The sequence below is a fragment of the Ectopseudomonas guguanensis genome, from assembly GCF_900104265.1.
Taxonomy (GTDB): domain Bacteria; phylum Pseudomonadota; class Gammaproteobacteria; order Pseudomonadales; family Pseudomonadaceae; genus Aquipseudomonas; species Aquipseudomonas guguanensis.
Window position 1 is genome coordinate 60,454 of record NZ_FNJJ01000001.1, and the last position, 14,200, is coordinate 74,653.

Here is a 14,200-nt window from a genome sequence, read left to right on the forward strand (position 1 = left end):
CGAGGCCCCGGTAGAACCGGAGCACTGGCCGGACAACGCCCTCCGCGATGCCGTGGAACTGCGACAGGCCGGTCTCCGGGCTCGTGAGCGAACCTGAAAGGTTCGACGCTGCGCCTTCCCGTGCATTACACAGTGGCCTGAAACAGCGTTTGACTCACCTACCGTTGCGGGGGCAGCGCCGGCATTGGAACCGGCTTCCCTGTTTCACCCCGGCGCCGTCGGAATAGACGGAGCGGGGCACCTGAAGCAAGGCGCGCAGGGTAGAGGCAGGGCGACCTGCGCGTCAACGCTCGGCTCAGCGTGCGGCGTCCGGACGGGCACGCGGCCCCGGCAGAATGCCGTTGTGAGTGTTGCTCGAGAGCAGGCGGATACTGGTAATGCCGGCGATTTCATGACCGCGATCGCTCAGGGTGTTCACCACCTGATCGACCAGCGCCACGATCAGCATGCCGACCAGGCCACCACCGTTGTTTTGCTGCTGCTCGGCGCTGCTGGCACGGGCAGTGCCTTCCCACAGCAGCTTGCCGTTGCGCAGATCGACCAGCTTGGCCGAAGCGGTAACTGCCACTTCGCTGCTGATGATCTTGTAGCTGCTGCCGTACTCGGTCACGTCCAGGTAAAGCACGCTGTCGGCACCGAAGATCTCGCGCAGCTTCTGCGGCGAGGCCTGGCGAACCTCCTCGGCATTCATCAGGCCGTTCTGCTTGAAGGTCTCGTCCACCACGCCAACCGGCATCACGTAGTAGCCGGCTTCGCTGAGTGGCAGAGTGACCTGCGAATAGAGGCTGTAGGAGGCCTTGACGTCCGGCGACTGATTCACCGGCGGCAGAACCAGGATCGACGCAGGTTTGCTCTCCAGGAAAGCGGTGTAGTCATAGCCCTTGGGCGCCGCGCAGCCACCGAGGATGGCCAGGCAGACCAGCAGTGCACCGGTTTTCAGTGCGGTCAGGAAGAACGTCATCTTCATTTGTCGAATTTCCGCATCAGAAAGTCCATGTAGGTGGCGGACTCGGGGTACAGCGCCTTCTCGGTCTCGAACTGCTGGCGCACCTGATCGAGCTTGCCGACATCGGCATAGAGCATGCCCAGGTGGGCATGGAAGCCCGGCGGCAGCGTGCGGTCGGCGGCACGGGCTTTCTGCACGCTGGCCTCCAGCGCGGCGATCTGCTCTTCGGTACTGCTCTTGCTGTCGAAGCGCTGATAAACCTGCTGCTGGTAACCATCCCAGTAATACAGGGACTGCGGGCCACTGGCGCAGCCTCCCAGCACGCCGAGTACCAACATCCCGGACAAGGCGGCCAATTTGCGTATGGCGATCATGTTCGTAGCTTCCCTTTACTTGGCCGGATTCCATGCGCCACTGTCGACGCCATTGACCAGGTTGTTCACCGCCTCGCGGATGGCCAGGTCGAGCACCTTGCCATTGAGGGTCGAGTCATAGCTGGCGGTGCCGCCAAAACCGACGATCTCGCGGTTGGACAGGCTGTACTCACCCGCGCCCTGGGAAGAGAACACCACTTCGGAGGTCTTCACATCGACGATGTTGAGGTTGACCTTGGCGTAGGCGATCTGCTGCTTGCCACGGCCGAGAATGCCGAACAACTGGTGATCACCGACTTCCTTGCGGCCGAACTCGGTCACGTCGCCGGTCACCACGTAGTTGGCGCCGCGCACCTGCTGCGCCTGCTTGGAGAATCCCGACTCCTGCTGCAGTTCGGCGAGGTTGTCGCGATCGAGCACGTTGAAGCGGTTGGACTGCTGCAGGTGGGTGATCAGGATGGTCTTGGCCTGGCCACCCAGACGGTCGACGCTGTCGGTGAAGATGCCGCGCATGTAGCTGGAACGGTTGTCGAACTTGCCGACGGAAATCGGACTGCGTACACCTGCGTAGGTAACCTGCGCAGTATTGACCTTGGCCACCTCCAGAGTGCGCGACTGCTCGGTGGCGCAACCGGCGAGCAGCACAAGCAAACCGGCAAGACTGCCGGCAAGGGTCTTTTTCATGGAAACCTCGTTCGAATAGATGAATACGCCCATTCAGCACATGCCGAAAGACCGGAAGCGGGGAGCGCCAGAGAGAACGGCCTGAATGGACAGGCGAGACGAAGCGAGAAAGGCGAGTCTGTCCCTGACGATTGAATCCACTGCTCAGCCTGGGTAGTGGTGCATCCTGCAAGCGCGGCGATTCTAGCGAGACAGAAGGCACTTTGCCATCCTCAGGATGAGACTCAGTGCTTATAAGCGCAGTGACATCGCCCTGCGCCAGCCGGGCAATGGGGTGCGCGAGGCGAGGCGCAGGCACGCGCAGCCCTGGCAGCCAGGGCTGAAACAGGTGGTCGAATCGCCCCGCGCTCAGGGATTACGCGCCAGCTCCGGGGTGAGGATGCGCTTGGCATCGAGGTAGACGCCCTGCCAGTAACCGCCGGCAAGACTGTCCAGGCGCACCGTGCCACCTGTGGAAGGGGCATGAACGAAGCGACCCTCGCCGACATAGATACCGGCGTGACTGACGGTACGCCCGCCATTGGTGGCGAAGAACACCAGATCGCCGCTCTGCAGGGCGTCGCGCCGCACATTGGGCACGCGCATCGCGCTGAGTTCACGAGTGGAACGCGGCAGGCTGATGCCGGCAGCGTCCCGGTACACGTAACCGATCAGCCCACTGCAGTCGAAGCCGCCATCGGGGGTGTTGCCGCCATAGCGGTAAGGCGTACCGACCAGGCCCAGCGCACGAAACAGCACGTCTTCAGCGCCGCCCTGATAGGAGGACGAGGAAACGGGAGGGCTATAGGTGGGCTGGGGAGCGGGAGCGCGACTGCTACAGGCGCTCAGCAGCAGGGCGAAGGAAATGAGGACGACGCGGGTCGTGACGGGCATAAGCGAGGCGATCCAGAGCCTGAATGCGCTCTACTCTGCCGTTTGCAGGCAAACGGCGCAACCCTGGGGTTACGCCGTGACACATCAATTGTGGCGTTTGGCTGCCACCTGATCTTCCACCGGAGCCAGCGCAAGAACGCGCTTGGCCTGCAGGTAACTGCGGTTCCAGTAGCTGTCGTCCAGGCTGTCGATGCGCACGCCACCGCTGCGGCTGCTGCTGGAATGGATGAACTGGTCATCGCCCAGGTAGATGCCGGCGTGGCTGACGCGACCGCGGCCGCGGTCGTTGAACAGGATCAGGTCGCCCGGCTCCAGATCGGCACGCGCCACCTTGGGCGCGTCGAGGTTGATCAGCTCGCGAGTGGAACGAGGCAGCTCCAAGCCGACTTCCTCGCGGAACAGGTAACCGACGAAACCGCTGCAGTCGAAACCGGACTGCACCGAGTTGCCACCGTAGCGGTAACGGGTACCGATCAACGAACGCCCGAGATCCAGCAGGCTGTCGGCCAGCTGCGGCATTTCGTAGGGCTTGTCATCGATCAGCGCGTTGATTTCATCATCGGCAGCTGTGACCGGATGAGAGAGCGGACGAGCGACCGGCTCGACATTGGCTTCGCTGATCTGCGGCTGCGGCGAGTGGCCGGCGCAGGCAGCGAGAAAGACTGTGAGTGCAAGAGGCACGAGGGGTGCGAAGCGTTTTAGCATGGGCACGACCGTGTCGGTTGAATTTACAAGTTCGCGACTATGCCCTCAATAACGCTCATTTGCAAATTCTATCGTCAGAAATGTGACCCAGTGGTTTCGCCGCACCATCTAAAGCGCCCGACCACCCGCGCAGCCGGGCAATCGGATGGTTAGCCGAGAATCTCGCTCAGGGGAATGAAGCGCAACATGTCGCCTTCGGCCAGCGTGCTGCCCTCCATCACCTCGGCCAGCCCCTCGGCCCAGGCGGCGCTGCGTAGAACGCCGGAACTCTGGTTGGCATAGGGCACCACCCGGCCGTTCTCCAGACGCGCACGCAGATACTCACGGCGCACACCCGGCTTGCCCCAGGTGAAGCCCGCCGGCACCGCGAAGCCCAGCGGCTCGACCCGCTGCACGCCGAGACGACGCAACATATAAGGACGCGCCAGCAGACCGAAGGTGACCAGGGTCGAGGCCGGGTTGCCCGGCAAGCCTATCACCGGCACGCCCTGGTAATGACCGAAGGTCAGCGGCTTGCCCGGCTTGATCGCCAGTTTCCACAGCGCCAGCTCACCCGCCTCGCGCAGGGCCAGGCCGAGATAATCCGCCTCGCCCACCGACACACCGCCGGTGGAAAGAATCAGATCCACATCGCCCAAACCGCCCAGCGCCTCACGGGTACGCTGCAGGTCATCGGGCAGGATACCGGCATCGACCACGGCGCAGCCCAGACGCTGCAACCAGGCGATCAGCAGGCGCCGGTTACTGTTGTAGATCTGCCCCGGGCCGAGCACCTGGCCCGGCTCCACCAGCTCGTCACCGGTGGACAGCACCGCAACGCGCAGGCGCCGACGCACCGCAAGCTGGTCCGCCCCCAGGGAAGCAGCCAGCCCAAGCTCGATAGGTCCCAGGCGCGTGCCGGCCGGCAGCACGCATTCGCCGATGCGGGTTTCCTGCCCCTGAGCGCGAACGTTCTGCCCGACCTTCAGCGGCTCGCGCAGATGCACGAGCCCGGCTTCATCGAGCTCGACGTTCTCCTGCATTTCCACGCTATCGGCGCCTGCCGGCAGCGGCGCGCCGGTGAAGATACGCGCGCAGGTTCCCGGCTGCAGAGGCTCGGGCGCAGTGCCGGCCTGGATACGCTGACTGACCGGCAACGGCTGGCCGTTCCAGTCAGCCAGGCGCAGGGCATAACCGTCCATGGCGCTGTTGGCCCAGGGCGGCAGGTCCAGCGCTGCGATCAGCGGTTCGGCCAGTACCCGGCCAGCGGCGTCGGCCAGCGCAACCTGCTCGGTCTGTTCGATGGCAGCGGCGTCGGCCAATGTCAGCAGACGCTCCAGCGCCGCCTCCATCGGCATCAGCCCGGGGTGATCGCAAGCGCTCATCCGCGCGACTCGCAGGCGCCCACCGATTTGAGGTGCGGTACGAAATTGCAGGGACGATGCCGTGCATCCAGTTGCTCGGCGAGAATGCCGTCCCAGGCGGTGCGACAGGCGTTGGTCGAGCCCGGCAGGCAGCACACCAGCGTGCCATTGGCCAGGCCGGCCAGCGCGCGCGACTGCACGGTCGAAGTGCCGATATCGGCCACGGAAATCTGCCGGAACAGCTCGCCAAAACCGTCGACCTGCTTGTCCAGCAGGCAGGCGACCGCTTCCGGCGTGCTGTCGCGCCCGGTGAAACCGGTACCTCCGGTGATCACCACGACCTGTACCTGATCCTCGGCGATCCAGGTCGCCACCTTCGCGCGGATCTTGTACAGATCGTCCTTGAGCAGCACACGTTCGGCCAGCTGATGCCCGGCAGCGGTCAGGCGATCGACCAGCAGTTGCCCCGAGGTATCGGTCTCCAGCGTGCGCGTATCGCTGACGGTCAGCACGGCAATGTTCAGCGGCACGAAAACCGCATCGGCCTTGTGGTTCATGGCAGGCTTCCAATTGCGAGAGAATGGGCGCTGTTATATCACACAGCCTGATCCCGGAGACTGCCACATGCCTGCATCCCCTCACCTTCCCGCCTGCTCGGTGCTGCTGCTTTCCGGTGGCCGGGGCCAGCGCATGGGCGGGCGCGACAAGGGGCTGATGCAATGGTGTGGCCGGCCGCTGATCGCCTGGCTGCATGATCTGACCCGGCCACTGAGCGATGACCTGATCATCTCCTGCAATCGCAACTCCGAGCGCTACGCACCCTATGCCGATCGGCTGGTCGCCGATGCGGATCAGGACTTTCAGGGGCCGCTGGCCGGCATTCGCGCCGGCATGGCTGCGGCACGCCACGAGCAGATGCTGGTACTGCCCTGCGATGCACCACTGGTGGACCGCGCGCTGATCCAGGCGCTACTCGCCCACGCCGGCAGCCAGCCGGTGGTGATTCGCCAGGGCCCTTACTGGCAACCGCTGTTCTGCCTGCTGCCGACAGCCCTGAAGGATGATCTGGAACAGGCCTGGCAGGCCGGCGAGCGCAGCCCGCAACGCTGGTTCGGCAGACTGTCGCCGATCGCCGTCGATTGCCAGCCGGAAGACCCCCGACTGGCCAACCTCAACACCCCGGAAACGCTGGGGCAACCTGTGCCTGATCGCTGAAGCGAAACGCCCGCTGCGGAACTCATACGACTGTTTTACGTCTGAGCGAGGGTATGGCACCCATTCGTATGCAAGGAGACAAACCATGAGCAAACGGACCATCCCCGCCCTATTGATGACCATCGGCTTCGCCGTTCTGGCCGGCTGTTCCACACCGTCGGTGATCACCCTGAATGACGGGCGCGAGATCCAGACCGTGGACAAGCCCAAATTCGATGAAGAATCCGGTTTCTACGAATTCGAGCAACTCGACGGCAAGCGCGCCACCATCAACAAGGATCAGGTGCAGACCGTCAAGGAACTCTGAGGCGAGAGCCTCGAGGCGACTGGCGAACGACAGCGGCGCTCGCACCGGCCGCATCGAGGGATGAGTGGCCCGTAGATTTTTTCAGGCTAACCCCTTGTGCGGTAAAAGTTTTTCGGTAGAATACGCCTCATTCGGAGTGTAGCGCAGCTTGGTAGCGCGTCTCGTTCGGGACGAGAAGGTCGCAGGTTCGAATCCTGTCTCTCCGACCAAATCAAAAACCCGCCCTAACCGGCGGGTTTTTTATTGCCTGCGATTTGTCGGCGGCAGCCTTTCAGCTCAAAAAGGCCACCACCTGATCGGCATCGAATGGCCAGTTCAGCTCGCTGCCGGTATCGCAACGGCGCAGTACCGGAATACGCAGACCGTACTGCTCGACCATCCCCTCATGCTCGGCGATGTCGATCAACTCGACCAGCAGACCGTTCTCGACGAACGGCATCAGCAGCGCCTCGGCCACCTCGCAAAGATGACACCCCAGGGTTCCGAAAAGTTGGCATTCAGGCGTCATGTGCGCACCTCACTCTGGCAAGGCACGCAGTTTAGCACCGGCCCGGATCAGCTCGCGTCGACGTTCTTGCCGGCCTGACCGGCAAGCAGCGACTGCAGGCCATCGATCAGGCTGCGGTTGAGGCTGTCGGCCTTCTCCAGACGCGGCAGGTCGAAGCGCTCATCGAGCGAGAAGCCGCCCTTGAGCAGCTCCTTGAGCACACCGCCGGCATTCTGCGCCAGGTCGTTGGCGCTGCGCAGCGCATCGAGCAGGCCCTGCGCATATTCCTGCAGCCCGCCGTTGACCGCACTGGCGCCCTGCCCGGCCACTGCACCGTAGGCGTCGGTAGCCTGACGAATGCTGGTCTGGGTCAGGCGCAGCGACATCGAGGCCAGCTGTTCGCCATCCATCTCCAGCGCCATGGCCCGGTCGAATGCCCCGGCCAGGTCACCCGCGTAGAACTTGTCGGAGAGTTCCTGCACCTGGCTGAATAGCTTCTCCAGCGCCTTGATCTCGTCGTCGTCCAACTCGCCCTCCACATTCACCTGCCAACCGCCGATGCGCAGGCTGCCGGACTGGCTGCTGCCGGCCACGCTCGTGGACTTGCCATCGCTGGAGGCCGCGAAGCTGCTCTGCGACCAGCTGGCCGAAGCCTGCGCCACGGAAATGCGCAGGCGATCACCATCGCGAGTGGTGACGGAAAGATCGAACGTTTCGGCCAGGGCACTGAAGCGCTCGCTGTAACCGGCCATGGCAACCGGGCTCGAGGTACTCGGAGCGGCGCCGCCGAAGCGCCTGTCGAGATCGCCAAGGCCATCCTGAATGCGCTTGTAGGTGTCATCGATATCGCTGGCCACCTGCCCCTTGAGCACGCCCATGCCATCGAGAATCTTGCGCGCCTCGGCGAAGCCCTTCTCCACGCCTTCGCGCGCCTGCGACAGCAGCTTGCCCAGCTTGGCCGAATCGGCACCAGCAGCTGCCTCGCTCTGCAGGCGCTGCTCGATGAAATCGAGAATCCGCCCGGCGACCTTCTCCGGGGTGTAGTCATCACGCGATCCGGAAAGCGAACCCGGCGGCACACCCAGTTTCTCGGCAAGGCGATTGGCCAGGGTGGCCTGCGCATCGGCTGCATTGTTGCGTGCCGCCATGGACTGGCTGGCTTGCGCGGTACGGGATGCGGCGGAATTGAGTGAGTTCAAGGGATTCATGACTGGGTACCCGAATAGGTTATCTGCCGAACTTAACGGCCGGAAAAAGGCAAGCTTTAGCCATTTATCGACCAACGGTCCCTGCCTGATCGCCCTTTCCTTCGGCTTGAAGGCATTTTTTTAGACCTGCGGTGCAACAGCCACGTTCCGCGCGAGCACCCGTCCTAGAGAATCCGAGGCCCCCGAATGCCAACCGCCTTGGCTGCTGCGCCAGACTAAAGTCTTAGAGTCGACTCCTCGGCGAAGTGTTTTATTTCATCGCGCCGTAACTGGCCGGTCACATCGTGGCCGAGCTCACCATAACAACGAGGAGACAATAATAATGAGTAAGACTCCCCTCGCCCGCGCCGTGGCTCTCGCCACGCTGGGCGCCAGCCTCACCATGCCGAGCCTGGCTCACGCCGACTTCATTGGTGACAGCAAGGCCACCCTGGAACTACGCAACTTCTACATGAACCGCGACCTGCGCGAGACCACTTCCGCCCAGCAATCCAAGCGCGAAGAGTGGGCACAGGGCTTCATACTCAAGGCCGAATCAGGCTTCACCGAGGGCACCGTTGGCTTCGGTCTGGACGCCTACGCCGGCCTGGGCCTGAAACTGGACTCCTCCGACGAGCGCGCCGGCACTAACCTGCTGCCCAATGCCTTCGGCAACGAAGGACCGGACGAATATTCCGAAGCCACCGGCGCGGTCAAGGCACGTATATCCAAGACCGTGGCCAAGGTTGGCGGCCTGATGCCCAAGCTGCCCATCGTTTCGTCCGGCGACTCGCGCCTGCTGCCGCAGGTATTCACTGGCGCGATGCTGACCTCGCAGGAAATCGACGGTCTGACCGTCAATGGTGGACAGCTACGCGAAGTGAACTTCCGCAACTCCACCGACCGTCAGGACATCCTCGCCACCAACGTCGGCGGCAGGAGCGATCGCTACAACTACGCTGGTGGCGACTACAAGTTCAACGGCGGCAACACCACGGTCGGCCTGTGGTATGGCGAGCTGGAAGATATTTACGACCAGAAGCTGTACAACCTGATCCATGTGCAGCCGATCGGCGACTGGAAGCTGGGCGCCAACCTGGCCTATTTCGACTCCCAGGACAACGGCCGCAAACTCGGCGGCAAGCTGGACAACGACCTGACATCGGTCAACCTGTGGGCCGGCATCGGCGCCCATACCTTCCGCCTGGGCTATCAGAAGGTCGGTGGCGACAATGCCTTCCCGTTCCTGAACGAAACCGATCCGTACATCGTCAACTACCTCCAGATTCTCGACTTCACCCGTAAGGACGAGAAATCCTGGCAGGCGCGCTATGACATCAACTTCGCCAGCTACGGTATTCCTGGCCTGACCGCCTTCGTGCGCTACGTAACCGGCGATGGCTTTGACGGTGTGGGCGGCGTAAGCGGCAAGGAATGGGAGCGCAACGTGGATATCAGCTACATCATCCAGGAAGGCCCGCTGAAGAACCTCGGCGTGCGCTGGCGTAACGCGATGGTGCGCTCCAACGCGAGCATCGGCGACCTGGACGAGAACCGTCTGATCGTCAGCTACACCATCCCGCTGATGTAAGACCAAGGCATCGCCTCCACGCAGGGCGATTGCCACCGAAACGAGAAACGCCGCAATGCCCTCTGGGGATTGCGGCGTTTTCATGCACAGCCGGTAATGCCCGCAAGCCTCGGCTAGGCTCAGAACAATGCGGAGGACGACTCGATGGACGACTACCAGCCCCTGGCCTGCGATCTCTATGACTACCTGGAGATCGCCTGCCTGCATCGCTATCGCCTGGATATCGAACTGGTCGACGGTGCACGACTGCAGGGCCAGGCCCTGAACACCGAAACCACGGCGAGCAAGGAAGAATTTCTGCTGGTGCGCACGGCAGAAGGCGAGCAACGCCTGCGCATGGATCGTCTGCTGGCGATCACGCCGCTGGACGCAGGCGCCAGCTTCGGTCGGGTGCTGTTGAGCGGCAATCGCTGCTGAGTGCAGCGCACCTGCGGGTTGGGGTGCGCCATGCGCACCTGCGGGTTGGGGTGCGCCATGCGCACCGGCAGTCGTCACACCAATACTCGGTGCGCGCAGCGCACCCTACGCACGCGTGAAGTAACGCTGTATTACCACATCAGATCGTCAGGGATCTGATAGGCCGCGTAGGGATCATCGGCATCCGGCTCCTCGACATGGGTGTTGAGCAGGACGATGCGCGAGGCGTCGCGCTCCTGGATTTTCAGCGCAGCCTCACGCGGAATGACTTCGTAACCACCGCCATGGCGAACGATGGCCAACCAGCCGTTGGAGAGCTTGTTGCGCATCATGGTGTTGACCGGCAGGCGCTTGACCTTCTTGTCATCGACGAAGTTGTAGTAGTCCTCGCCGTCGAGCTTGGGCAGGCGCGAGCGCTCGATCAGTTGCTTGATCTGCGCCGCACGGGCCTTCTGTTCGGCCTTCTCCTGCTGCTGACGGTTGAGCTCCTGATCACGCGCGGCCTTTTCGGCCTGCGCCTGCAGCGCAGCCTGGCGCGCGCTGTCGTCCAGCTCGGCCTGGCCCTTGTGCGCCAGACGCTTCTGCTTCTGCTGCTGCTTGCCAACCTGCTTGGCCTGTTTTTCGTTGACCAGGCCGGCTTTGAGCAGCTGGTCGCGCAGGGAAAGACCCATGGCTAAATATTCCGAACATGATTTCGTTGCGGCAGCGACGCAGATTCGCGCTGCCAGTCCAAGGCGCCCAGCATAATGGCTTACAGCCCGCCGCTCCAGCCGCGTAGCCCGGATGCAATCCGGGGGAACGAATAAGGCATTTCCCGGATTGCGTCCTGGCTACGGTTCTCAGCAACCGGGCGCCTGCTTCTCCAGTTTCTTGGCCTCGCCCCACAGGGCGTCCAGTTCTTCCAGCTTGCACTCGTCCAGGCTGCGCCCGGCTTCGCGCACGCTTTGCTCGATGAAGCGAAAGCGTCGTTCGAACTTGCCGTTGGCAGCGCGCAGCGCGGCTTCCGGGTCGACCTTCAGGTGCCGCGCCAGGTTGGTGACGACGAACAGCAGATCGCCGATTTCCTCGGCAACCGCCTCGGCATCGTTCTCGCTCATGGCTTCGAGCACTTCGTCCAGCTCTTCGCGCACCTTGTCCACCACCGGCAGTGCTTCGGGCCAGTCGAAACCGACCTGCGCCGCACGCTTCTGCAGCTTGGCCGCACGCGAAAGCGCCGGCAGCGCAGTGGGGACGTCATTGAGCAGCGACAGCTGCTCGGGGGCGGCGGCCTTTTCGGCGCGCTCCTGGGCCTTGAGTTCTTCCCAGCGCTGCTTGACCGCCGCCTCCTCAAGCTTGGCCGCATCCGGCGCGCCATACAGGTCGCCGTCGGGAAACACATGCGGATGGCGGCGAATCAACTTGGCGGTGATGCCGTCGACCACCTGGGCGAAATCGAAACGCCCCTCCTCCTGCGCCAGCTGGCTGTAATAGACCACCTGGAACAGCAGATCGCCCAGCTCGCCGGGCAGGTGATCGAAATCACCGCGCTCGATGGCATCGGCGACTTCATAGGCCTCTTCCAGGGTGTAGGGCACGATGCTCGCGTAGCTTTGCTTGAGGTCCCAGGGGCAGCCGTGTTGCGGATCGCGCAGGCGCGCCATCAGGTGCAGCAGGTCGTTGAGTTGGTACATGGAATCTCCTGGGTTTCAAGCTGCAAGTGAAAAGCCCGGTACCTGCAGCTTGAGACTTGCCACTCAATTGGCCCGGTGGCGGCGCGCCTCGATGATATTGGGCAACTGGCCGATACGCGCCAGCAGACGGCCAAGCGCATCGAGCCCGGGAATCTCCACGGTGATCGACATGGAGGCGGTGTTGTCCTCCTTGTTCGAGCGCGTGTTGACCGCCAGCACGTTGAGCTTCTCGTTGAGCAGCACCTGGGTGACGTCACGCAGCAGACCGGAGCGGTCGTACGCCTTGATGACAATTTCCACCGGGTAGGTCTGCACCGGCACCGGCCCCCAGCTCACCTGGATCATCCGCTCCGGCTCGCGCGCGGACTGCTGCAGCGCGGTGGGGCAATCCTGGCGATGAATGGTGACGCCACGACCGAGGGTGATGTAGCCGACGATGGGATCTCCCGGCAGCGGCTGGCAGCAGCCGGCCATCTGCGTCAACAGGTTGCCGACACCCTGGATCTGGATGTCGCCGCGCTTGCCCGGCTTGAAGCCCTGCGCCTTGCGTGGGATCAGTTCGAGCTGCTCGCTGCTGCGCTCCGGTTCGACCAGCTGCTGGGCCAGGTTGACCGCATGCGCCAGGCGCACGTCGCCGGCACCCAGCGCCGCGAACAGGTCCTCGGCGATTTTCAGGTTGGCCTTCTCGGCCAGCTTGTCGAAATCCACGCCGTGCAGGGCCAGGCGCGCCAGCTCGCGTTCGAGCAGCTGCTTGCCGGCAGCGACGTTCTGGTCGCGGTCCTGCAGCTTGAACCAGTGGACGATCTTGGCCCGCGCGCGGCTGGTGGTGACGTAGCCCAGGTTGGGGTTGAGCCAGTCGCGACTCGGCGAGCCCTGCTTGCTGGTGATGATCTCCACCTGCTCGCCGGTCTGCAGACTGTAGGTCAGCGGCACGATACGGCCGTTGATCTTGGCGCCGCGGCAGTTGTGACCGATCTCGGTGTGCACGCGGTAGGCGAAGTCCAGCGGCGTGGCCCCCTTGGGCAGGTCGATGGCGTGGCCGTCGGGGGTGAAGACGTAGACCCGATCCGGCTCGATGTCCACGCGCAGCTGTTCGGCCAGACCGCCGATATCGCCCAGCTCCTCGTGCCACTCGATGACCTGACGCAGCCAGGAAATCTTCTCTTCATAGTGGTTGGAGCCGGACTTGACGTCGGTGCCCTTGTAGCGCCAGTGCGCGCACACGCCCAGTTCGGCTTCTTCGTGCATGGCGTGGGTGCGGATCTGCACTTCCAGCACCTTGCCTTCCGGACCGAGCACGGCAGTATGCAGCGAGCGGTAGCCGTTCTCCTTGGGGTTGGCGATGTAGTCGTCGAACTCCTTGGGAATGTGCCGCCACAGGGTGTGCACGATACCCAGGGTGGTGTAGCAGTCACGCACCTCCGGCACCAGCACGCGCACCGCACGCACGTCGTAGATCTGGCTGAACTGCAGGCCCTTGCGCTGCATCTTGCGCCAGATCGAATAGATGTGTTTCGCCCGGCCGCTGATGTCGGCCTTGATGCCGGTGGCTTCCAGCTCCTGGCGCAGGTGGGCCATGGCGTCGTTGATGTACTGCTCGCGATCCAGACGGCGCTCGTGCAGCAGCTTGGCGATCTGCTTGTACTGCTCCGGCTCCAGGTAGCGGAAGGACAGGTCTTCCAGCTCCCACTTGATATGGCCGATGCCCAGGCGGTGGGCCAGCGGTGCGTAGATGTCGAACACCTCGCGCGCCACACGCTGGCGTTTCTCTTCGTCGGCTTCCTTGACCGCGCGGATGGCGCAGGTGCGTTCGGCCAGCTTGATCAGCGCCACGCGCACGTCGTCGACCATGGCCACCAGCATCTTGCGCAGGTTCTCTACCTGCGTCTGCGAGCCGACCACCACCGATTCACGCGGATTGATACTGGCGCTGATCGCCGCCATACGCAGCACGCCTTCGATCAGCTTGGCCACCACCGGACCGAAACGCTGATGCACCGCGGCCAGGGTGATCTTGCCTTCGCGCACGCCACGATAGATGACCGCCGCGACCAGTGAATCCTGATCGAGCTTGAGGTCGGCGAGGATTTCCGCGATGTCGAGGCCGGCGCGGAACGTCGAGGCGCCCTCGCTCCAGTGATGCTGGGTGGTGTTGGCCTGCTGCTCCAGATCGCGGGCGAATTCGCAGGCCTCTTGCAGTGCCTGACGATCCAGCGCCGGGTCGACGCTGGCGACATGATCCAGCCAGGCCTCGAGATTGATGCTGCCGTCATCGTTGACTGGCTGATGCGCTCTTACCTGAACCATCGTCTTACCTTCCCTACGGTGCGCATAGGTCGCACCGAGCAGTCGCCGGCCTTCTCTGAGCCGGTCGGATTAACTGAAAGAACGTACCTCCTGT

At 63.4% G+C, this 14,200-nt stretch carries 16 protein-coding genes, 1 tRNA gene and 1 riboswitch; of the genes, 5 read left to right on the forward strand and 12 right to left on the reverse strand.

All coding sequences use genetic code 11. The features are described 5' to 3' along the window. Nucleotides 1–49 precede the first annotated feature (49 nt). Nucleotides 50–260, reverse strand: a riboswitch (cobalamin riboswitch). A gap of 35 nt (nucleotides 261–295) precedes the next feature. The 7 genes from BLS61_RS00280 to moaB all read right to left on the reverse strand — a co-directional run bounded on the left by BLS61_RS00280 (nucleotide 296) and on the right by moaB (nucleotide 5,482). After that, nucleotides 296–961 carry a DUF799 domain-containing protein gene (locus tag BLS61_RS00280; protein ID WP_090426855.1) on the reverse strand — a complete coding sequence of 222 codons (666 nt, stop codon included), beginning with the start codon at nucleotides 959–961 and terminating at the stop codon, nucleotides 296–298. Between the two features lie 2 nt (nucleotides 962–963). Continuing rightward, the gene (locus tag BLS61_RS00285; protein ID WP_090425774.1) at nucleotides 964–1,320 is read right to left on the reverse strand and encodes a DUF4810 domain-containing protein; all 357 of its coding nucleotides are present in this window, start codon (nucleotides 1,318–1,320) and stop codon (nucleotides 964–966) included. A gap of 15 nt (nucleotides 1,321–1,335) precedes the next feature. Then, on the reverse strand, nucleotides 1,336–2,037 hold the full coding sequence (locus BLS61_RS00290) for a CsgG/HfaB family protein (protein WP_376782541.1): 702 nt from the start codon (nucleotides 2,035–2,037) through the stop codon (nucleotides 1,336–1,338). Between the two features lie 315 nt (nucleotides 2,038–2,352). After that, complete coding sequence (locus tag BLS61_RS00295; protein WP_090425780.1) at nucleotides 2,353–2,877, reverse strand: C40 family peptidase; 525 nt, start codon at nucleotides 2,875–2,877, stop codon at nucleotides 2,353–2,355. Nucleotides 2,878–2,961: 84 nt separating this feature from the next. Continuing rightward, on the reverse strand, nucleotides 2,962–3,582 hold the full coding sequence (locus tag BLS61_RS00300) for a C40 family peptidase (RefSeq protein ID WP_090425783.1): 621 nt from the start codon (nucleotides 3,580–3,582) through the stop codon (nucleotides 2,962–2,964). 149 nt (nucleotides 3,583–3,731) lie between these two features. Continuing rightward, complete coding sequence (locus BLS61_RS00305) at nucleotides 3,732–4,946, reverse strand: molybdopterin molybdotransferase MoeA (protein ID WP_090425786.1); 1,215 nt, start codon at nucleotides 4,944–4,946, stop codon at nucleotides 3,732–3,734. Continuing rightward, the gene (moaB, locus tag BLS61_RS00310) at nucleotides 4,943–5,482 is read right to left on the reverse strand and encodes a molybdenum cofactor biosynthesis protein B (RefSeq protein ID WP_090425789.1); all 540 of its coding nucleotides are present in this window, start codon (nucleotides 5,480–5,482) and stop codon (nucleotides 4,943–4,945) included. The genes BLS61_RS00305 and moaB overlap by 4 nt, the downstream gene beginning before the upstream one ends. Nucleotides 5,483–5,549: 67 nt before the next feature. On the opposite strand from moaB, the gene mobA reads away from it, so the two are divergent. From mobA to BLS61_RS00325, 3 genes are all read left to right on the forward strand, one after another. After that, entirely contained in the window at nucleotides 5,550–6,140 is a 591-nt protein-coding gene (mobA, locus tag BLS61_RS00315) for a molybdenum cofactor guanylyltransferase MobA (protein ID WP_090425794.1), read from the forward strand. 85 nt (nucleotides 6,141–6,225) lie between these two features. Beyond that, nucleotides 6,226–6,447: a YgdI/YgdR family lipoprotein gene (locus tag BLS61_RS00320; protein WP_090425797.1), complete on the forward strand. Its 222-nt coding sequence runs from the start codon at nucleotides 6,226–6,228 to the stop codon at nucleotides 6,445–6,447. A 132-nt stretch (nucleotides 6,448–6,579) separates the two neighbouring features. After that, nucleotides 6,580–6,656: transfer RNA gene (locus tag BLS61_RS00325), tRNA-Pro, on the forward strand. A gap of 62 nt (nucleotides 6,657–6,718) precedes the next feature. On the opposite strand, the gene BLS61_RS00330 is transcribed toward BLS61_RS00325, so the two are convergent. Then, on the reverse strand, nucleotides 6,719–6,955 hold the full coding sequence (locus BLS61_RS00330; RefSeq protein ID WP_090425800.1) for a glutaredoxin family protein: 237 nt from the start codon (nucleotides 6,953–6,955) through the stop codon (nucleotides 6,719–6,721). Between the two features lie 47 nt (nucleotides 6,956–7,002). Continuing rightward, nucleotides 7,003–8,142: a DUF5610 domain-containing protein gene (locus BLS61_RS00335; protein WP_090425803.1), complete on the reverse strand. Its 1,140-nt coding sequence runs from the start codon at nucleotides 8,140–8,142 to the stop codon at nucleotides 7,003–7,005. 322 nt (nucleotides 8,143–8,464) lie between these two features. On the opposite strand from BLS61_RS00335, the gene BLS61_RS00340 reads away from it, so the two are divergent. Then, the gene (locus BLS61_RS00340) at nucleotides 8,465–9,712 is read left to right on the forward strand and encodes an OprD family porin (RefSeq protein WP_090425806.1); all 1,248 of its coding nucleotides are present in this window, start codon (nucleotides 8,465–8,467) and stop codon (nucleotides 9,710–9,712) included. Nucleotides 9,713–9,856: 144 nt separating this feature from the next. After that, on the forward strand, nucleotides 9,857–10,129 hold the full coding sequence (locus BLS61_RS00345) for a Rho-binding antiterminator (protein WP_090425809.1): 273 nt from the start codon (nucleotides 9,857–9,859) through the stop codon (nucleotides 10,127–10,129). A gap of 131 nt (nucleotides 10,130–10,260) precedes the next feature. Here the strand turns inward: BLS61_RS00345 and BLS61_RS00350 are convergent, their stop codons facing one another. From BLS61_RS00350 to relA, 3 genes are all read right to left on the reverse strand, one after another. Beyond that, complete coding sequence (locus BLS61_RS00350) at nucleotides 10,261–10,800, reverse strand: DUF2058 domain-containing protein (RefSeq protein WP_090425812.1); 540 nt, start codon at nucleotides 10,798–10,800, stop codon at nucleotides 10,261–10,263. A 168-nt stretch (nucleotides 10,801–10,968) separates the two neighbouring features. Continuing rightward, nucleotides 10,969–11,799 (reverse strand): nucleoside triphosphate pyrophosphohydrolase, encoded by an 831-nt coding sequence (mazG, locus tag BLS61_RS00355; protein ID WP_090425815.1) that lies wholly within the window; start codon nucleotides 11,797–11,799, stop codon nucleotides 10,969–10,971. 63 nt (nucleotides 11,800–11,862) lie between these two features. Further along, entirely contained in the window at nucleotides 11,863–14,106 is a 2,244-nt protein-coding gene (relA, locus tag BLS61_RS00360; protein ID WP_090425818.1) for a GTP diphosphokinase, read from the reverse strand. Nucleotides 14,107–14,200 lie beyond the last annotated feature (94 nt).